Origin of the sequence: Methylobacter tundripaludum, from assembly GCF_002934365.1 — a bacterium.
Lineage (GTDB): Bacteria > Pseudomonadota > Gammaproteobacteria > Methylococcales > Methylomonadaceae > Methylobacter_A > Methylobacter_A tundripaludum_A.
Genome location: NZ_PTIY01000007.1, coordinates 127,355 through 147,282 on the forward strand (window position 1 = coordinate 127,355; position 19,928 = coordinate 147,282).

Annotated in this window: 18 protein-coding genes; all 18 read left to right on the plus strand. The window is 48.5% G+C overall.

From position 1 onward, the window contains the following. The first annotated feature begins 81 nt into the window (after positions 1-81). A complete protein-coding gene (locus tag B0F88_RS10295) occupies positions 82-774 on the plus strand; it encodes a hypothetical protein (RefSeq protein ID WP_104423849.1) in 693 nt (230 codons plus the stop codon). A gap of 37 nt (positions 775-811) precedes the next feature. Continuing rightward, positions 812-1,699: an S-methyl-5'-thioadenosine phosphorylase gene (locus B0F88_RS10300; RefSeq protein ID WP_104423850.1), complete on the plus strand. Its 888-nt coding sequence runs from the start codon at positions 812-814 to the stop codon at positions 1,697-1,699. A 440-nt stretch (positions 1,700-2,139) separates the two neighbouring features. Continuing rightward, a complete protein-coding gene (locus tag B0F88_RS10305) occupies positions 2,140-2,667 on the plus strand; it encodes an adenine phosphoribosyltransferase (protein WP_104423851.1) in 528 nt (175 codons plus the stop codon). A 2-nt stretch (positions 2,668-2,669) separates the two neighbouring features. Continuing rightward, on the plus strand, positions 2,670-3,734 hold the full coding sequence (gene mtnA / locus B0F88_RS10310; RefSeq protein WP_104423852.1) for an S-methyl-5-thioribose-1-phosphate isomerase: 1,065 nt from the start codon (positions 2,670-2,672) through the stop codon (positions 3,732-3,734). Between the two features lie 70 nt (positions 3,735-3,804). Beyond that, positions 3,805-3,942 carry a hypothetical protein gene (locus B0F88_RS19355; RefSeq protein WP_181049879.1) on the plus strand — a complete coding sequence of 46 codons (138 nt, stop codon included), beginning with the start codon at positions 3,805-3,807 and terminating at the stop codon, positions 3,940-3,942. A 328-nt stretch (positions 3,943-4,270) separates the two neighbouring features. Further along, positions 4,271-5,209, plus strand: coding sequence for an NAD-dependent epimerase/dehydratase family protein (locus tag B0F88_RS10315; protein WP_104423853.1), 939 nt, complete (start codon positions 4,271-4,273; stop codon positions 5,207-5,209). A 35-nt stretch (positions 5,210-5,244) separates the two neighbouring features. After that, the gene (gene lhgO, locus B0F88_RS10320; RefSeq protein ID WP_104423854.1) at positions 5,245-6,450 is read left to right on the plus strand and encodes an L-2-hydroxyglutarate oxidase; all 1,206 of its coding nucleotides are present in this window, start codon (positions 5,245-5,247) and stop codon (positions 6,448-6,450) included. Positions 6,451-6,454: 4 nt separating this feature from the next. Next, positions 6,455-7,072: an NUDIX hydrolase gene (locus B0F88_RS10325; protein ID WP_104423855.1), complete on the plus strand. Its 618-nt coding sequence runs from the start codon at positions 6,455-6,457 to the stop codon at positions 7,070-7,072. A 9-nt stretch (positions 7,073-7,081) separates the two neighbouring features. Then, positions 7,082-7,624 carry a D-glycero-beta-D-manno-heptose 1,7-bisphosphate 7-phosphatase gene (gene gmhB / locus B0F88_RS10330; RefSeq protein ID WP_219820826.1) on the plus strand — a complete coding sequence of 181 codons (543 nt, stop codon included), beginning with the start codon at positions 7,082-7,084 and terminating at the stop codon, positions 7,622-7,624. A 41-nt stretch (positions 7,625-7,665) separates the two neighbouring features. After that, positions 7,666-9,924, plus strand: coding sequence for a hypothetical protein (locus tag B0F88_RS10335; protein WP_146083344.1), 2,259 nt, complete (start codon positions 7,666-7,668; stop codon positions 9,922-9,924). Between the two features lie 49 nt (positions 9,925-9,973). Further along, the gene (locus tag B0F88_RS10340; protein WP_181049880.1) at positions 9,974-12,010 is read left to right on the plus strand and encodes an alginate O-acetyltransferase AlgX-related protein; all 2,037 of its coding nucleotides are present in this window, start codon (positions 9,974-9,976) and stop codon (positions 12,008-12,010) included. Between the two features lie 49 nt (positions 12,011-12,059). Then, the gene (locus B0F88_RS10345; protein WP_104423859.1) at positions 12,060-13,496 is read left to right on the plus strand and encodes an MBOAT family O-acyltransferase; all 1,437 of its coding nucleotides are present in this window, start codon (positions 12,060-12,062) and stop codon (positions 13,494-13,496) included. A 159-nt stretch (positions 13,497-13,655) separates the two neighbouring features. Then, complete coding sequence (locus tag B0F88_RS10350) at positions 13,656-14,813, plus strand: glycosyltransferase family 4 protein (protein WP_104423860.1); 1,158 nt, start codon at positions 13,656-13,658, stop codon at positions 14,811-14,813. Continuing rightward, a complete protein-coding gene (locus B0F88_RS10355; protein WP_104423861.1) occupies positions 14,810-15,832 on the plus strand; it encodes a GDP-mannose 4,6-dehydratase in 1,023 nt (340 codons plus the stop codon). The genes B0F88_RS10350 and B0F88_RS10355 overlap by 4 nt, the downstream gene beginning before the upstream one ends. 30 nt (positions 15,833-15,862) lie before the next feature. Further along, positions 15,863-16,945 (plus strand): GDP-mannose 4,6-dehydratase, encoded by a 1,083-nt coding sequence (gene gmd, locus B0F88_RS10360; protein ID WP_104423862.1) that lies wholly within the window; start codon positions 15,863-15,865, stop codon positions 16,943-16,945. A gap of 4 nt (positions 16,946-16,949) precedes the next feature. Continuing rightward, positions 16,950-17,882: a GDP-L-fucose synthase gene (fcl, locus tag B0F88_RS10365; protein WP_104423863.1), complete on the plus strand. Its 933-nt coding sequence runs from the start codon at positions 16,950-16,952 to the stop codon at positions 17,880-17,882. Between the two features lie 3 nt (positions 17,883-17,885). After that, positions 17,886-18,629 (plus strand): glycosyltransferase family 2 protein, encoded by a 744-nt coding sequence (locus B0F88_RS10370; RefSeq protein ID WP_104423864.1) that lies wholly within the window; start codon positions 17,886-17,888, stop codon positions 18,627-18,629. A gap of 15 nt (positions 18,630-18,644) precedes the next feature. After that, positions 18,645-19,775: a glycosyltransferase family 4 protein gene (locus B0F88_RS10375; RefSeq protein ID WP_104423865.1), complete on the plus strand. Its 1,131-nt coding sequence runs from the start codon at positions 18,645-18,647 to the stop codon at positions 19,773-19,775. The last annotated feature ends 153 nt before the right edge of the window (positions 19,776-19,928 follow it).

The window sequence follows — 19,928 nt, forward strand, 5'->3', positions numbered from 1 at the left end:
GTCGACAATGACGATACCGGTAGCCATCATTTGGACAGCCACGATGTGCATGTCGTAAGAATTATAGGGCCATCATTATCCATGGGAGGTTATAACAGCGCCTGTCTGGCTCAGGCACGAGGCGACATCATTATTCTCTCTAACGATGATATGGTGATTGGCACCTATGGGTGGGACGAGAAGATTGCTGAGCTGGATGCGAGTATTCCGGACAAAGTTTACTTGGCCTATTGCAACGACCTCTTCAAGAAAGGGAATCTTTGCACATTCCCGATTCTTTCACGGCGCACATGCGATTTGCTGGTAGAGCCCTATCCGAATGAATATCAAGGCGCATTCATTGACTACCACCTGTTAGATATTTTTAAACGGCTTCAACACGCAGGTTTTGATCGTATCCGTTACCTGGACGATGTTGTGTTTGAGCATCTGCATTACCGGACAGGAAAGGCGCCTTTTGATGAAACCTACGGAAATCGTGGCCGCTTCGCAGACGATACAGCATTCCTAGCACTCATTGAGTCTCGACGGGAATCGGCAAGCTACCTGCTACGGGTTTTGAGCGGCAACACTCAAGCTAAATATGTCCCAAACCCAAGAGCAAAGAAACCATCCCCTAGTAGTTTGTTTGGCGCAATCGCTTCCTTTTCCAGAGACCTGTTAATGGATCGTGATCTACCTTTGTGTTGGCGCACTTACTTGTGGGCTTGGTTCATCGGTCGATATATGGCAGGACGAGGATTGCTGTGGCCGTTCATTCGTAAACAGAATTAGAATACCAAAACGTTTAAAATTTGAAGGATAAAGACACATGACAAATAGCAATCAAACACCTGTAATTGGCATTATCGGCGGCAGTGGTGTTTACGATATTGAAGGGCTGACCAACAAGCGTTGGGAGCGAGTGCATTCACCGTTTGGTGAAACTTCTGATGAACTCCTGTTTGGTGAACTGGATGGGCAGCAGATGGTGTTTCTTCCTCGCCATGGACGCGGACACCTGATTCCACCATCTGAGATTAATTTTCGCGCCAACATTGACGCGTTGAAGCGGGCCGGCGTCACAGACGTTATCTCGGTTAGCGCTGTAGGCTCCTTGCGTGAGAATTTACGGCCAGGCATGTTTGTGATCGTCGACCAGTTCATTGATCGAACCTTTGCCCGCGAGAAGAGTTTTTTTAGCACAGGATTAGTGGCGCATGTCTCCATGGCGCATCCGGTTTGCAGTCGGCTAGGTGACCATATTGAAGTAGCTGCCCGGGAGACAGGGATTGAGGTTGCTCGTGGCGGCACCTATCTTGTTATGGAAGGGCCGCAGTTTTCCAGTTTGGCTGAGTCGGAGCTATATCGAAGCTGGAACTGCGATGTCATCGGCATGACTAACATGCCTGAAGCCAAGCTGGCCCGAGAAGCCGAACTTTGTTACGCAACAGTGGCGATGGTGACCGATTTTGATTGCTGGCATCCCAATCATGATGATGTAACAGTAGAAGCGATTGTTAAGGTGCTGCTTACCAATGCAGATAATGCTCGCAGTATGGTGAGAAAAGTAGCTCCACGGATACATGCGGACGCTACAGCCGGAACGTGTGCGTGTCGTAGCGCGCTTGAGCATGCATTAATCACCGGTCCTGATGCAAGAGCCCCTGAGATGTTGAAGCGCCTTGATGCCGTTGCTGGGCGTGTGCTCAGGCGATAAAACCAAGCTTTAACCATCTTTGTCAGAACTGCTAAAACAGCTCTGGGATTTACCTAAATCTAGGCGCTTCAGGAATGTCGGAGGGTATGTCCTCCGACATTCAAAGATTAATGAAATACCGTCAAATTTAACGGTTACTAAGGGTTAGTCCGGCGCTATTTTGAGGGCCGGTAAATTTATCATGAGTGTAGTTTTTGCAATTATATCCTCACGGCGTGTTTGGAAATCAGTTCAATAATTCACATACGCTTCGAGTACTAACCACCGTGGAACTAATAGGTTACGAGATTCATCCGGTTCACCGGATATTTGCGATTGCTGTCGTAGACATGGTACGATATGTGCATTTTCTCTTCGCATGCTTGGGCTCATGCTGCCTTACATGTACTTGAAACTCATAAAGTTTGCCCGCCAAGATTTATTCAAACAGGAAATCAAGAATGCCAATAAAATCACGTATTCGTACCGTCCCCCATTATCCCAAACAAGGGGTGATGTTTCGGGATATCACAACGTTGTTAAAAGACCCGGTGGGTTTTCGAGTCACCATCAATGAATTAGTTAACCGCTATACGGGTGTAAGAATTGACCGGGTAGCCGGAATCGAGGCGCGCGGTTTTATAGTTGGATCGGCGCTGGCTTATCAATTGGGCGTGGGCTTTGTACCCATTCGCAAAAAAGGCAAGCTACCGTCAGAAACGGTGGGTCACGATTATGAACTTGAATACGGCACTGATCGTATCGAGATACATGTGGATGCGGTATCCCAAGGTGAGCGGGTGCTGCTTGTGGATGATTTGATTGCTACCGGCGGTACCGCTGAAGCGGCGTGCAAGCTGATCGAGAGCATGGGCGGCAAGATTGTGGAATGTTGCTTTGTGATTGATTTGCCTGATCTTGGCGGTCGCGGCCGGCTGGAAAAGCATGGGCACAAAGTTTTTGCACTTTGTGAATTTGAGGGCGATTGACAATGGTTGATGTGAGTAACGATAGCCAGTCTGTAGAAACATTACGCTGGCGTGATGGGCGTCTTGAAATGATCGATCAAAGAGTGCTGCCGGCACGGTTTGAATATTTGCCTTATAGCTCTGCTTCCGAGGTTGCGGAAGGCATTCGTTCAATGGTAGTTCGCGGCGCGCCTGCAATTGGTTGTGCCGCCGCCTATGGCGTTGCGCTGGAGTCTTTGGCTCTGCGACAAGCAAGCCGTGAAGCATTTGTTGCGGGTATGGAAAAAGGATTCGAGGTGCTAGCGGCAAGTCGCCCTACGGCGGTGAATTTGTTCTGGGCGTTGAAACGGATGCGCGAAGTGTGGGAGGCCAACAAGCAAGGCACGGTGGATGAAATTGTTGACCGCCTGCTTGCGGAAGCGCATGAAGTATCGGCCGAAGATGTTCGCATCAACCGGGCTATGGGCGCTTACGGCGCAGCCTTATTGCCGGACGGCGCGAGGGTGCTGACGCACTGCAATGCAGGCGCCTTGGCGACAGCGGGACATGGTACGGCCCTGGGTGTTTTCCGCTCCGCAGTGGAAGCCGGTAAGCGTATTTCGGTTATCGCAGACGAGACCCGGCCTTTCCTGCAGGGCGCGCGGCTTACAGCGTGGGAGATGGTGCAAGAGAAGATTCCCGTGACATTGATCACCGACAATATGGCCGGACATTTAATGAGCCGGGGTGAGATCGATGCCGTAGTGGTCGGGACCGATCGCGTGGCGGCGAACGGGGATGTGGCGAACAAGATTGGCACTTACATGGTCGCCGTGTTGGCGCAACGTCACGGCATCCCGTTTTATGTGGCTTGTCCGCTGTCCACGATCGACCTGGCTATTCCTGATGGCACCGCGATTCCTATCGAGGAACGGTCTGCCGATGAGGTAACCGGATTTAGGGAATGTCAGTGGGCGGCGGAAGGCGTTCAGATTCGCAATCCCGCTTTTGACGTTACGCCCGCGGAGTTGGTCACCGCCTTGATCACTGAAAAAGGTGTTGTCACTCAGCCGAACCGGGAAAATATCGCAGCTCTATTTGCTTCCTAAGGTAGGCGGCAATTGTCCAGTTCTTCCAAGAAACGGCCTATGCTGTTTCTTGATCGGGATGAGGGCGTTAATGTCGAGAAAAACAATCTTTACCGTATTGATGACTCCGTATTTATTGATGGGATATGCGATCATTGCCGCCACGGCGACTATAATGGCCGCCGTGGTAGTGACTATCAGGCGGGATTGTCCGTGGTTTCTACATTGAATCTTAGTCCCAACGAGTTGTCAAATTAGATGGGCGAACGCTTCGGCAATGTAGGTGGCACGATTGACATACTTACCGCCATCGCTAACGACTGCGGTTATGACTTGGTTTTTCCGCGGCAGCTTATCGGTAAGGCAACGGCAAAGGATGTTTCTTAGGTATAACCACTTCAGGACAATCTCCGAGCATTCTTAAAGAGCTGGAGCAATACAGCATCATGGGGATGCCAAGTATCGTTTTTTGTGGACGCGATGGTCGACCATCTGTGAATGTGTCGAAGTAGCAATGTTTGGCGAATAATTTTTTTGACAATTTAGAAAGGAACACAATGAGCTACAATATTCTCGTCACCGGCGGCGCCGGCTACCTCGGTTCTACCATGGTTCCGGACCTGCTTAATGCCGGACACAAAGTAACAGTGCTGGACAACTTCATGTTCAAGCAGACCAGCCTTAATCATGTTTGCAACAATCCAAACTTTTCTGTCGTCAAGGGCGACATTCGCCTTGAGAAGGTAATGGCGCCGTTGCTCAAAAAAGCCGACATCGTTATTCCGCTGGCGGCATTAGTCGGAGCTCCGCTGTGTAACCTCGATCCCGTTGGCGCAACAACGATTAACCACGACGCAATCACGTTGATGATTAAGCTGCTGTCCAAAGAGCAAATCGTGCTGATGCCGACCACCAACAGCGCTTACGGCACCGGCGACGAAAACAACTTCTGCACCGAAGAATCGCCCCTGCGCCCTATCTCCCAATACGCGATAGAAAAAGTAGGCATTGAAAAAGAACTGATGCAACGCGAAAACGCAATCAGCTTCCGTCTTGCCACCGTGTTTGGCATGTCGCCACGGATGCGGATTGATTTACTCGTGAATGACTTCACCTACCGTGCCGTTAACGATCGATTCGTCGTCCTGTTTGAAGGCTACTTCAAGCGCAATTACGTGCATGTTCGTGACGTCTCTCGTGCTTTCCAACACGCAATCGTCAACTTTGACAAAATGAAAGGCGAGATTTACAACGTCGGTCTTTCCGAAGCCAACGTATCGAAGAAAGAACTGTGCGAAACCATCCAGAAACAAGTTCCTGATTTTGTCTTCCTTGATGCACCCGTAGGTAAAGACCCCGATCAACGTAACTACATTGTGTCGAACGCAAAAATTGAAGCAACAGGCTACAAGACCTCAATGTCGCTGGATGCGGGTATAGCAGAGCTGATCAAAGGTTACACTATGATCAAGAACTCTCAATACGGCAATGTTTAGCTTGGTTTCCACGCTTTGAAATAGATGGAGATGAGATGAAAGAATCAGTTGATTACCTCATTGTTGGGGGGGGGATTGTAGGTCTGACGGTTGCACGTGAGTTGCGTAAGCGTCACCCAACAGCAAGTATTGCTTTACTGGAAAAAGAGGCGGTTCTGGGCAAGCATGCCAGTGGGCGCAACAGTGGTGTACTGCATAGCGGCATTTACTATGATAGCGGCACGTTGAAAGCCAAGGTTTGTGCGGAAGGCGCACGCCGCATGAAAGCATTTGCGGCAGAGCATGGCATTAACTGTCAGCACTCCGGCAAGGTAATTGTTGCTACTTCCGAACAGGATATACCCGTGATTGAGCGCCTGCTTAAAAACGCGAGGGAGAACGGGATAAGGGCGGAACGACTCGACGAACAAGGTATACACCAGATTGAACCCCATGCAGGGGTTTACCAGCAAGGCATACATTGCCCGGATACGGCGGTGATAGACAGCAAAGCCGTAATATCGAAGTTACAGGAATTATTGATTAATGACGGTGTAAAGATATTTTTTAACGCACCTGTATCCTCCATAAATACGGACGTTAGCAAGGTAATCACTCCTATTGGCGAATTTGGTTATAAGTATCTGTTCAACTGTGCCGGTGCTTCCGCTGACAAAGTGGCTAAGTTTTTTGGGCTAGGATTAGACTATGCTTTGTTGCCATTTAAGGGCATCTACTTCAAATTGCGCCCTGAACGAGCGCATCTAGTACACGCCAACATCTATCCCGTTCCTGATGTCAACCAACCTTTCCTTGGCGTGCATTTGACTCGTGTAGCGAGCGGGGATGTCTATGCGGGGCCGACGGCCATTCCTGCATTGGGGCGAGAAAATTACGGGATTCTGCAAGGTGCGCAATTAGGCGAATCGCTACGAGTTGGGCTTGAAGTATCCAAAATGTATTTAGCCAACCATCAGAATTTCCGGCAATTGGTGCATACCGAACTGGGCAAGTATCGTAAGAAAAATTTCTTTGCTGCGGTGCGTAAGCTGATGCCCGAATTGACTTACGATGATCTTATCTCTAGTGATAAGGTGGGTATTCGTCCTCAACTTATTAATGTGCGGGAAAAAAGGTTGGAAATGGACTATGTCATCGAGAAGTCTTCCGACTCACTGCATGTGCTGAATGCCATTTCACCAGCATTTACCAGTTCGCTGGCTTTTGCCGAATGGATTGTAGACCAGTCTGAAATTGTTTAGCGCCATGACTTCAGACAAAAAAATCGGGGATGACGATTTACCTATTGAGGTGGTTGAAAGGCGTCTAGCATGTGAGAATTCTAAGTTTTTTGTTTATTTCGATCATGTGATCGATAAGGCAGGTAGCGAAGTTCGAGATTATCTGGTGGTTGCGCCAAAGAATGCAGGGAAAAATCTTATTACTGGAGTGGCTATCTTACCGGTTGTCGACGGACAGGTCGGGTTGATACGGATCTACCGCCCGGCAATACGCGCTTATTCATGGGAAATACCACATGGCTTTGTGGACGAGGGAGAAAATGAAGTAGCCTCGGCGTTGAGAGAATTGTTAGAAGAAACGGGGGTGGTTGCCGATCAAAGTTGTTTTTCTTCGCTGGGATTCATCACGCCAGATTCTGGTGTTTTGGCTGCAAGGGTTCACCTTTATGTGGCTGAAGCAGGATATTCGACAAGTCAAAGAGAATTTGAGTTAGGGCTTAGGGAATTCCGCTTTTTCGATTTTCAGGAATTGGAAAATATGATTGAGCGTTCCGAGGTGCAGGATACATTTACACTGGCAGCATGGTGCAAGTATCGGCTAACGCAAAATTCTAGACAGACAGCTAACCCAAATAACAGTTGAGTTGTGTTCGTGACAAATAAAGTTGTATTTCTGGATCGTGATGGAACCCTTAATGTAGAGAAAGGGTATGTTCACCGTATTGAGGATTGGGAATGGATTCCCGGTGCAATCGACGCAATTGTATCGCTAAAAAAAGCCGGATTTCTTGTTATTGTGATTACGAATCAAGCAGGAATTGCCCGTGGTTATTATACCGATACAGAGGTCAACCTTTTGCACACAAAGATAAATGAGGAATTGAAAGAGCATGGCGTTGCGATTGATGGGTTTTATCATTGCCCGCACCATCCAGACTTCAGTGAGGCATGCGAATGCCGAAAGCCCATGCCTGGGCTGATCAACGAGGCAAGCCAGGATTTTGATGTCGATTTAGGTGGTTCGTGGCTAGTTGGAGACAAAGTAAGCGATATTCAAGCTGGTTTGGCTGCCGGGGTTAAATCAATCTTAGTGCTGACGGGCTATGGAAATAATGACCGCGCTCAACTAGGAAACAATGATATTTGCGTCGCCGATATTATGGCGGCGAGCCGCTATATTATTTCACATACTTAATCTGAATATTTTCGGATTAATCTTCATCTAGGAACATCACTTTGATATATCTAACATCAATTACAGTATTAGTTTGCCTGTTGCTGGTAGTAACGGCGCTTGGACGACGCATTGCCGATCTTCTTCCAAGTTCTTTGAATGATTCCTTTGGGTTTTATATTGCCCCTCTTTTGGGTTTAGCGGGTATTGTGCTGATTACAACGGTGTATGGTTGGTTATCTCCCTTCAAAACCGGTATCTCTATTTCCCTTTCTGTTGGGTTGCTTCTACTCGGCATTGCGTTTGAGAAACAGCGCGCCGATCTGTTCCGTAATTGGTTAATCGTTTCCGCGTTTGCGATTGTCGCAACAATCCCCGTACTTGCGCCAGCCATCCGGTTTGATTCGTTCAATCCCTTCAACGATTCATTCACTTATCTCGTGCATGGCCAGTGGCTGCAAGAGCACGCATTTTCCGAGGCTGCACGGGCTTCAGGATTTTTTCCAGCGGAAACACAAGTCTTTCTTTATCAAGCGGATGGACACCGGATGGGCGGCTCGTTTTTTCTCGGTTTCGTCCAATCGCTCTTTCATTTGGAATGGTCCTACTATGTCTACTTACCCACAGTAGGGTTGGCATTCGCTTTAGGCAGTCTTGCCATAGGAGGAGTTATTCGGCAGGTGGTTCCAGTTTCAAGGACTGTTGGTCTCGCATTATGTACTTTGCCGGCCTTTACGATGAATGGGTTTGTCTTTGGCGCACAATATGGATTTTTCCCACAGACTTTCGGACTGGCTTTTTCTGCCGGACTTGCCTGCCTGATTCCCGGCTTAATAGGTTATATCTTAGACTCAAAGCCATCCTGGGCAAAACAGTTTATTGTCCTCTTGCCGCTTGCACTGATTTGCTCTGCACTCTTGATTTCCTATAACGATATGTTCCCTGTTGTTGGCGCAGGTATTGGCTTGTTTCTCCTATTGGTGTGCTCACTGTATTGGAGCGAAAAAAGCCGGATCATGGGATCTGTATTAGTGCTTGCAGTTCAAATATTGGTAGTGGTCAATATCGAGGGTGTCCGCATACTTAGAAATTTAATTTACACACTCTTGGGCACTGCGTCAGGAACGTTTCATTTTGGTTGGCCAGTGCTCTGGTCGCCCGTTCAATTTGTTGCGCATTCTTTTGGAATGAAATCCCCATTTGACAGTCAAGTTTTTTGGGTTGATCGGGTAGTTAGCAGTTGGGTGTTTCCTTTGCTGTTGATTGTGCTGGTGGTCATTTTAGTCAAGATTCTTCGTCCGAAACCGAGAAATCTCACCGTTCTTCTTTTAGCTTGTATTAATCTGGTTTTCTGGTTGGCTTTTGCTAAATTCAGATATGCAACCTCCGGTTTGGAAGGGGAAATTGGCGTCACATTTCTCCAGTTCAAGATCGCCAAGTGGCTGGCCCCCTTTAACCTTGGGCTGGTGGGAATCGCAATTGCGTGGTTTTTAGTGAATGTAGAAAGGTATAAACGCATCTGTAAATACGCCTTTTTAACTGCTTTGGTTGCTGGGATGGCAATACAATCAGTAATAGTCGCTCAAATGTTCACCCTGCAACTTCAGGATGAAACTATGCAAAAATATTCGCCATTTAATGTATTTCTGGATTTGCGATCCAGGGTCGCCAATATCCCAAAAGATCAGGTCATTTATTTGGGAATTCCTTTTGAACACCACAAAATAACGCAAATGGTCGCATATGTTTTGTCAGACCGTAAATTGGCGGGAAAGTATGAAGATGGCTATCTGCGTAAATTCCTCTCTGAGGAGGAAAGAGATATGCCGATAGATACGGCCGACTGGATGATCCAGCTAAAACCTACGCAAACAGCGGGTGAAAATCCGCTTGATCGGGTCGGGCCGTTTTTTATTCGTCAAGCCCCCTTTTCTTTTTATAATCTTGATTCCATTACGGGCGCTTATGGCACGGAAACTGGCGACAAGAAGACATGGAACTGGGTAAAAGAGTCTGTTGAATATCGATTCCATCACATTGGAAAAACACCCAGAACAAAAGTGAAATTTCAATACGAGCTCGCCGGAAACCCGCGCACACTGACTGTGGAATTAAATACGAATACGGGCAAACTATTGGCTTCATTTGAAATCCAGATGAAAGGTGGATGGGGAGAGTATGAAAGTCCTGTCGTTGAGACAAACTCAGAGGACATTGTGGTTCGCTTAAAGGCTGATGGCGAACCTATCCGTCTTTCTGAGGGCGATTCACGGGAAACCAAATTCCTTATTCAGAACTTCTCTCTTGAGAGTGGTTTGTAGGTTTTAAATAATGGGAAAAGCAGGGCGTATTTATAGGCGAGTACTTGTCATGACTATTATCGTCATGCTGATTTTTCCAATTCTGGGAATTCAATGGCACAATTTGACCCTCCAGGAGCGCACGCAACCCATTGCTCAACCCGCGCAATTTTGGAAGGGGTTTTTCAAACGCGAATGGCAGCCATTTCTGGAGCAACGCTTTCTAAGTCATATAGGAAGTTTACGCTCCATTTTAATTCGTTCCTACAACGAGACAATATATTGCTTATTTCCTACGCGCCCCAACAGCGGTTATATCTGGACGCCGGAATTTGGCTTCTACCCGGTGGACGCGATACGTCGTTTAAACGACGACGTTCTGCATCATGAAACCATCAAGCAACACTATCAGCGCTCAGCTCGCCGGTTGCGAATTTTGCAAGAGATGCTCAGCCATCATGGAGTAGCTCTGCTGGTTGTTACCCCACCCCCAAAGGTCAGGGTGTACCCGGAATATGCTGCACCTTATCTGATTGCTCCGGCTGAAACCATTATGAGCCGCGCTGTTTCGTATGGGGATGTGCTGGAAGAAAGCGGAGTCAACGTTCTTAATATACAGCGCATTTTTGCGCAAAGAAAAGCCGCTTCCCCATGGCCCTTCTTTACCACCACAAGCTTCCACTGGAGTTACTGGGCCGGGTGCATGATGACCGATGAAATCATGCGCAAGGCCGAGGCTTTGACTGGGCACCCCTTTTTCACGATTAATTGTTCTAATGTTGAGTATGGAAAATCCAAATGGTCGGATACGGACGTCGCTTCAATCCTAAACATATTCTCCACGGATGCCATTATTGGCGAAGCTCCTTTCCCTAAAATCACCCCTCAGCAGAGTCCCGGGGAGGAAAGTCGCAAGATTATCATCATAGGGGACAGCTTTTCCGATCAAATTGTCTATGCCCTTACGCAAGCGCTGCCGGAGATGAGTTGGTCTCCTGGTTGGTTAACGCGCTATGACAGCTTTATTTCACGTCAAACCATTGGGATGGGAGGCAGGGTAACAGCTCAGACTCCACTGCAGCAGAGTACCGCATTGCCTGAAATCTTGACTAAAGAGTTACTGGTCATGGAAGTGTCGGACGGCAACATTTCGCGTGACAACCCGGATCGTATGGAATTTGGCGCAACGCAGGTTTTATTGGACGGGTTGTTAACAAAAACAGATGCAGGAATGGTTGATCCCAAAAGATTTTTGGTGCAAGGATGGCGCGATCTTGGCAACAAACAGTGGCGTACAACCGGCCATAAGGCAAGCTTTGCTATTCGCCCACCAACCAATGGCAACCGTATCCAACTAACGCTTGATGTGGAAAATCTGTCTTCAGATCAGAGTATTCCGCGCCGTTTGGATATTCTTGTGGATGGCAAGTCGATTGGCCAGGCGACACTGGCACAAGGCCGTGGGATGCTGGAGTTGACAGTGCCAAGCACCTTCCAATGGCAAGACGACCTTGTGACCGAAATCTCACTACAAGACGCCTCTGGGCAACCGCTCGCCATGCTATTACATGGCGTTCAGATGCTGGGTGCTGGCACAGATAAGGCAGCGAATAAGAGGATTTCAATCGAAGTGCTACCGTCGGCGCAAATACTCGACCAAGCCGGGATACGAACCGTTAATTTGATTAATAGTGAGGAGTCAGAGGATGTTTTAGTTGGTGGCTTAAGCAGTTTGGAAAGCAATGACAAGGAAAGTTGGCGCTGGGCGCTTGGGCCCGCGACGCGCATCAAGTTTTATATCGATCCCGCATGGCCAGAACAGGCACGGCAACTCCTGCTGAAATTTGCTTTCAAGAATGGAGTACCGATTCCAGACCAGACTGTGACCATCCGTCTCAATGGAAAGGATATTCGCCACTTCTCTTCGGAAGAAATCGGTATCCAAAAGCAAGTTGACGCAGACATGGCGCTGACGGCTAAACAAGGGCTCAATGTTCTGGAGATTGTTTACCAGGATTGGAATCACGGAAAAAAGAATTACGGTTCAAATGATCCAAGACAACTTGCGGTGGTGGTTATGCATCTGTCTCTGCAAGAGACAAAATAGATAGAATAAGTGAAAAATTCATTCCAGGCTCGGTTGCAGGAAATACCCCATGCTTTTTAATTCCCCTTTGTTTCTCCTTGTATTCATTCCTCTGTTTTTGATGGCCTATTTTGCCGTGCCGGGTATTCGTCTGCGCAATGCGGTGATTGTCCTGTTCAGTATCTTCTTCTTTGCTTGGGGCGATCCGGTTTTTGTCTGGTATGTCATTGCCGGGACATGGATAGACTACATGATTATCAAACATGTTCTGATGAATCCGACTCTCAGCGAGGAGGTAAAAAAAGGCGGGCTTGTCGTCGCCATTTTGATTAATGTCGGTGCGCTGCTGTTTTTTAAATACGCCAACTTCTTTGTTGATCAAGTTCAACCGTTGTTGCATATGATTGGCATAGAGAAACCTTCATGGTACGGGGTTGCTCTGCCTCTGGGGATATCCTTCATTGCTTTTCATAAAATCAGCTTTGTACTGGATCTCTACAAACAACGGACATCCCCACCGGCTTCATTTATCGAGGCTCTGCTCTATATCCTTTTCTTTCCGCAACTGATTGCCGGGCCAATCATTCGCTATCATGAGATCAGCCAGCAAATCAGGGTGCGAACCCATAGTGCCGAGGAGTTTATAGCCGGTTTTTTCCGCTTTGCGCGCGGGTTGGGGAAAAAAGCACTGATTGCGGATCCTGCCGGGGAGATTGCCAACGCCATCTTTGCTTTGCCACCTGAAAGTCTGCCCTCGCATTACGCATGGGTGGGCGTACTCGCCTACTCCGTTCAGATCTACTTCGATTTTTCCGGCTATTCAGATATGGCCATAGGGTTAGGCCGGGTTGTCGGTTTCCGATTTCCGGAAAATTTTAATCAGCCCTATACGGCCAAGAGTGTGACTGAATTCTGGCAACGATGGCACATCACGCTTTCCAACTGGATGCGTCTTTATCTTTATATTCCTCTGGGCGGCAATAAGGTTGCACCATGGCGCATGTATTTCAATTTATGGATCGTATTCCTGATTTCAGGTTTATGGCACGGAGCTGCATGGAATTTCGTTCTCTGGGGGGCTTATTATGGTTTCTTTCTTACCTTGGAAAAAATGTGCGAACGGCGCGGCTGGGATCTCCCAATGCCCGGAGTGGTTAAACAGTTACTGACTTTCGTTATCATTATAAACGCATGGGTACTGTTCCGCGCGGAGTCGCTGGACTATGCGATACAGTTGTTGGGGCGGATGTACGGCCTGATTCCTCAGCTGCAACCTACGACGGAACCATTTGCCCTGATTTTTCCACCACATGGGCTTGTTGTAATTGTGGTCGGTCTGCTTATTGCCGTAATTCCATTGCCGGAAGCACTTCATCGCCTTGCAATGGTCAAGGATTCGCTCAAACTTGACTCGATACGCTGGGCGGCCAGCATCGTATTATTTTGGAGTGCGTTATCCAGCATAATGGCCTCTGGAAGCTCGTCTTTTCTCTATTTTCGTTTCTGACTCTGGTTGCAGTCGAGTATAATCATATTTATATGCGATATAAGCGATCAGAGTTGCAATGAAAATAACATGCTAGATAACTCTACTTTCATTCTTCATATTTAATATATACGCCATTAAGGTCTTAAGTAACCCAATAGATTTATAGTAATTGACAGAATGAACATCGGTTTCGACATTTCACAAACTGGTTCCGGCAAGGCCGGTTGCGGCTATTTTGCTCACGCCCTGATTCAGAGGATGCTAGAACTAGCGCCCGAACATCGCTATTCGCTGTTCCCCAGTTTCGGTGACTTTTATTTTGATGCATTGATGCCTATCGGGAATCCGTATCCCGGCCGTGACGTCCACTACGGTCCACGGCATCTCACGAGGGAAGCCGCGCGTGTATTCTGGACGGGAAATAACGCTGAAGTATCCCTCGGTCTGCCGGATATTATCCATGCCAATAACTTCTGGTGCCCAACTCAATTGACGTCGAGCCGCCTGATTTATACCTTCTACGATATGGGATTTGTGGTTGATCCATCTTGGACCACCGAGACGAATAGAGTGGGGTGTTTCGATGGCGTATTTCGCTCTGCGATTGCGGCGGATTGGGTAGTCGCTATTTCAGAAGCTTCACGGACTCATTATTTAAGTGTGTTCCCTCACTTTCCCGAGAATCGCATCCGTGTTATTTACCCGTGTTCACGATTTGCAGATTCATCTGCGGAGGGGCGGCGGCCAAAGGCACTCGATGCTGTGTCTGTCGGGAGCTACTGGCTGAGCGTGGGTACCATTGAGCCAAGAAAAAATCAGCGACGCCTCGCTGAGGTGTATGCTCGTTATCTGGCATTAGGAGGAGTACCCATGCCGCTGGTGTTGGCAGGTGGGGAAGGTTGGTTGATGGAGGATTTTCAGAAGCACTTGGCTGAATTAGGGATTGAGGCTCAGGTGGTGATGACCGGCTATGTATCAGACGAGGAGTTGATCTGGCTCTATCGTAATTGTTACGCAAATCTCTATCCTTCGTTATTCGAAGGATTTGGGTTACCCGTTCTGGAAGGCATGCAATTCGGTGCGCCGACGCTGACTTCAAATTCCACTTCGATTCCCGAGGTGACCGGAAATGCTGCTATTCTGCTCGCCCCGGAAGATATCGAAAGTTGGGCTCAAGCGATGTTAAGGCTTGCGATGAACAGGAATGAGCGCGATCAGCTTGGTATGGCTGCGCAGAAGCAGGCTGCCCTGTTTAATTGGAAGTCTAGCGCAGCTGCCTTGCTGCAACTTTACGACGAGGCGCTGGCTTCTCCAAAACGGCGGGTAGAGGCATGAAGAAAGCCTTGATTACGGGGATTACCGGGCAGGATGGTTCGTTTCTTGCCGAATTGTTGCTTGAAAAAGGCTACCAGGTTTTCGGTCTGGCTCGAAAGGAAAGTTGGTACCGACAAAATAATGCCAGTCATTTGTCTGGCCGGGTAGAGATTTTGTTTGGTGATATGTCAGAGGGAGTTGACATAGCGTCCGCCATTCAGGACGCCAAGCCCGATGAAATTTATAATTTGGCCTCTCAGTCGCGCCCTGGCGAATCTTGGTCGCGAGCCCCGGAGACGCTGTTGGTAAATGGCTTGGGGGCTGTGCGTCTTTTTGAAGCGGTTCGGCACCATTGTCCGGCGTGTCGAGTTTATCACGCTTCTTCTTCTGAGATGTTTGGCCAGGCCTCCATCGTACCCCAGAGCGAGGAAACCCCCTTCAATCCGGTAAATCCCTATGCAGCCGCCAAGGTTTACGCCCATCAGATGGCGAAGATTTATCGCGAGAGTTATGGACTCTACATCGCGAGCGGAATTTTGTTCAATCATGAAAGTGAGCGCCGACCATTGCATTTTTTGACGCAAAAGGTAGCTTACGGTGCCGCCTGTGCAGCGCTGGGGATTATAGATTCCCCAGATATTAACGAAATGGGCCGTCCCATTGTTCAGCGAGGAAAGCTCGCATTGGGCAATCTTGATATTGCTCGGGATTGGGGTTACGCCAGCGACTTTGTGTATGCAATGTGGCTGATGCTTCAGCGGGAACGCGCGGATGATTTTGTGATTGGCACAGGGAAGCTGCATACATTAAGGGATTTGTGCGAAACTGCTTACAGTTCTGTGGATAGAGATTGGCGCGAAAGCGTGGTTAGCGATCCGGCATTAGTCCGCCCGATGGAGTCCGGACAGACGCTAGCCGACCCTTCTAAGGCAAACAAGCTATTGGGTTGGGAGCCAACAATTAGCTTTGATGAGATGGTCAAGAAAATGGTCACGGCACAGATGCTGCGGTTGAAAAACTTGGTGATCAATTCGAATTGATTTTAATGATTTTGTTTTTTAGGAGTAGCAATGAAAAAAGCTTTAATAACAGGTATTACTGGTCAGGACGGGGCCTATCTCGCAGAACTCTTATTAAAGAAGGGTTATGAGGTGCATGGCATCAAACGTCGAGCTTCGCTCTTTAATACAGATCGCATCGATCATTTGTATCAAGACCCGCACGTTTCCAATCGTAACTTCATTCTGCACTATGGCGATATGACTGATTCCTCGAGTCTTATCCGCATTATTCAACAGGTTCAGCCAGATGAGATTTACAATCTTGCGGCGCAAAGTCATGTTGCCGTCAGTTTTGAAGAGCCGGAGTATACGGCCAACTCCGATGCTCTCGGCGCTTTGCGTATTCTCGAAGCTATCCGTATCCTTGGGTTGGAGAAGAAAACTCGTTTTTATCAGGCTTCGACTTCGGAGCTTTACGGCTTGGTGCAAGAAACGCCTCAGAAAGAAACAACCCCGTTCTATCCTCGTTCGCCTTACGCAGTGGCCAAGCTCTACGCCTATTGGATCACGGTGAATTATCGTGAGGCTTACGGTATTTATGCCTGCAACGGAATTTTGTTTAACCACGAATCTCCTGTGCGTGGCGAGACATTCGTTACGCGCAAGATTACTCGCGCTCTGGCTCGCATTAAACTCGGCCTGCAAGATTGTCTGTTTCTTGGTAATCTCGACGCAAAGCGCGATTGGGGCCATGCCAAGGATTATGTTGAAATGCAATGGTTGATGTTACAGCAGGATCAACCAGAAGACTTTGTAATTGCCACTGGCGTTCAATTCAGTGTGCGCGAATTTGTCGATACGGCGGCACAGGAAATTGGACTGACGATCGATTGGAAAGGGACGGGCGTCGATGAAAAAGGGTACGACGCAAACGGCAAATGTATCGTGGCTGTCGACACGCGTTATTTCCGTCCCACCGAGGTTGAAACTTTGTTGGGTGATGCGACCAAGGCCAAGCAAAAGCTGGGTTGGACGCCCCAGATCAGCTTCAAGGAATTAGTCTCTGAAATGATGAGGGAAGACTTGAAGGCAGCAGAGCGCGATGAGCTGGTCAAGAAGCATGGCTACTCAACGTATAACTATCACGAGTAAGTCAATGGACAAGAATGCCAAGATTTTTATTGCGGGCCATCGCGGCATGGTGGGGTCGGCGATTGCTCGCCGATTGGCCGCTGCTGGCTACACGAATTTAATAACGCGTACTCATGCCGAGTTGGATTTAATCGATCAGACCGTAGTCACGCAGTTCCTTGAACACGAAAAGCCGGATTACATCTTTCTGGCGGCTGCAAAAGTGGGGGGCATTCATGCTAACAATACCTATCGTGCAGAGTTCATCTATCAGAATCTGATGATAGAGGCGAATATTGTGCATGCGGCTTGGAAGGCGGGAGTGCAGCGTTTGCTGTTCCTGGGTTCCAGTTGTATTTATCCGCGAGATTGTCCGCAGCCGATCAAGGAAGAATATCTGCTCACCGGACCTTTGGAGCAAACCAACGAGCCTTATGCGATTGCCAAAATTGTTGGTATCAAGTTATGTGAGAATTACAACCGTCAGTACGGTACTCAGTATGTTTCGGCGATGCCGACCAATCTGTACGGCCCCAATGACAACTATGACCTGAACACTAGCCATGTGCTGCCGGCACTGATTCGTAAGGCGCATGAAGCCAAGGTTCGTGGCGATAAAGAACTGGTGGTATGGGGGTCCGGTAAACCGATGCGAGAGTTTTTATACGTTGACGATATGGCGGATGCCTGTATCTTTTTAATGGAACAAAACATCAGTGAGGGGCTGTTCAATGTCGGCACGGCTGAAGATGTGACGATTCGCGAGGTGGCCGAGACGGTAATGAGCGTTGTCGGCTTTGATGGTGAGATTGTGTTTGACGCCAGCAAGCCCGACGGTACGCCGCGCAAGCTATTGAATGTTGATCGGATGCGAGAATTGGGTTGGCAGGCTAAAACCTCGTTACGCGATGGGATTGCCAAGTCTTATGCGGATTTTTTGACCAAATCGGCCGAGTAAGACATGGTAGAGCCGTTGGTGACGGTTGCGGTTCCCTCTTTTAATCAAGGGCGGTTTTTGGATGATGCGTTGGCCTCTATTTTTCAGCAGGAAATCCCTGTTGAAGTCTTTGTGCTGGATGGTGGATCGTCCGATCATTCTGTTGATGTGATCCGTAAGTGGGAACACCGATTGGCGGGGTGGCGTAGTCACGCCGATGACGGACAGGCCGCAGCAATCAATGAAGGCATTGCTCAGGGGCGGGCACCCTATGTGTGCTGGCTAAATAGCGATGACTGGTTTTTGCCAGGTGGTTTGGCAAAACTCATTGCCGAGTCAGAAAAATATCCCGATGCGCCTGCCGTTTATGGTCGGGCATGGAATGTGGTGCAGAAATCGGGAAAGCGCTATCCGGTATGGGTTGAACCTTTCCTTGAACGGCGCTTGGCGTTGCGTTGCATTATTTCACAGCCGGCGACCCTGATCCGGCGCGCAGCTTGGGAGAGCGTGGGTGGCGTCGATGGTAAACTGCATATGGCGATGGATTACGATTTGTGGTGGCGATTATTCAAGCAGGCTGGATCATTGCAGTTTTTGGATGACTTTGTTGCGGTAAACCGCGAACATGAGGCGACAAAGACCAAAACCCAGCGTCGGCGACATTACCAGGAGGCGATCAATGTTGTCCGCAAATATTATGGGCGAGTACCGTTGAAATGGTGGCTGGCTCAGCCTTACGCGGTGTGGTTTAAATCAATATCAGGTTAATTGGAACGAGATTGCATGCGGGTTCTACATTTTTTCAAGACGTCCTTCCCTGACACGATGGGAGGCGTTGAGCAGGTTATCAATCAGATTGCCAGAGGAGCCAATAAGCTGGGCGTCAAAACCGATGTGCTCTCGTTAACACCTGACCGTGTGCCGCGTACTATCGAAATTGATGGCTACTTGGCGCATCGCGCCAGGCTTGACTTGCAAATTGCTTCGACGGGTTTTTCTTTTTCGGCTTTTTTGCGTTTTGCGCAGTTAGCTAAACAGGCCGATGTCATTCATTACCACTTCCCATGGCCATTCATGGATGTAGTGCATTTTGCAACGAGGATGAAGAAGCCGACCGTGGTGACGTATCACTCGGACATCATCCGCCAAGAGCATTTACTTAAGCTTTACCGGCCATTGAAGCGAAAGTTTTTGGCGAGTGTGGACCGCATTGTGGCCACTTCACCAAATTATCTGGCCACTAGCGATGTGCTTGGGATGTTCTCAGACAAAGTCAGCGTGATTCCGATAGGGTTAGACAAAGCCACCTATCCCCAAGCGATGCCTGATCGATTGCAGTACTGGCGGGAGAGACTCGGCCCGAAGTTTTTCTTGTTTGTTGGGGTCATCCGTTACTACAAAGGACTTCACATTTTGCTGGAGGCTGCACAAGGGACCGGTTATCCCATAGTGATTGTAGGCGCGGGCCCAATTGAGCAGGAATTGAAATCACAGGCAGCTCGGCTTGGGTTGCGCAATATCCACTTTTTGGGCCAGTTGCCGGATGAAGATAAAGTAGCACTGTTAACGCTATGTTATGGTGTAGTTTTTCCTTCGCATCTGCGCTCTGAGGCTTTTGGTATTTCGTTGCTGGAAGGCGCAATGTACAAAAAACCGATGATTTCCAGCGAAATTGGAACCGGTACTACCTATATCAACGTTGCGGATGAGACTGGGCTGGTTGTGCCGCCCAGCGATCCAGTGGCGCTTCGGCAAGCGATGCGTTATCTGTGGGAGCATCCTGAGGAAGCTGCAGAAATGGGCAGGCGTGCCGAGCAGCGATATTGGGAACACTTTACGGCTGAGCAGATGGTGCAGTCGTATGTTGATCTGTATGAAGAGTTGGTGAGACAGCATCATGACAGGAGTCGCTAATAACAGTTTAGCCAATCCATCGTTTTTAAGCGACATTGCTCTGCCGTGAAGTAAAAGGGAATGGGAGGCAGTTTCCCGCCAAACGACTGTTTCACAAAAATTCTTACATCCTCACTTCAGACATAGCTTGTTTGATCCTTCGATTATGCTGAA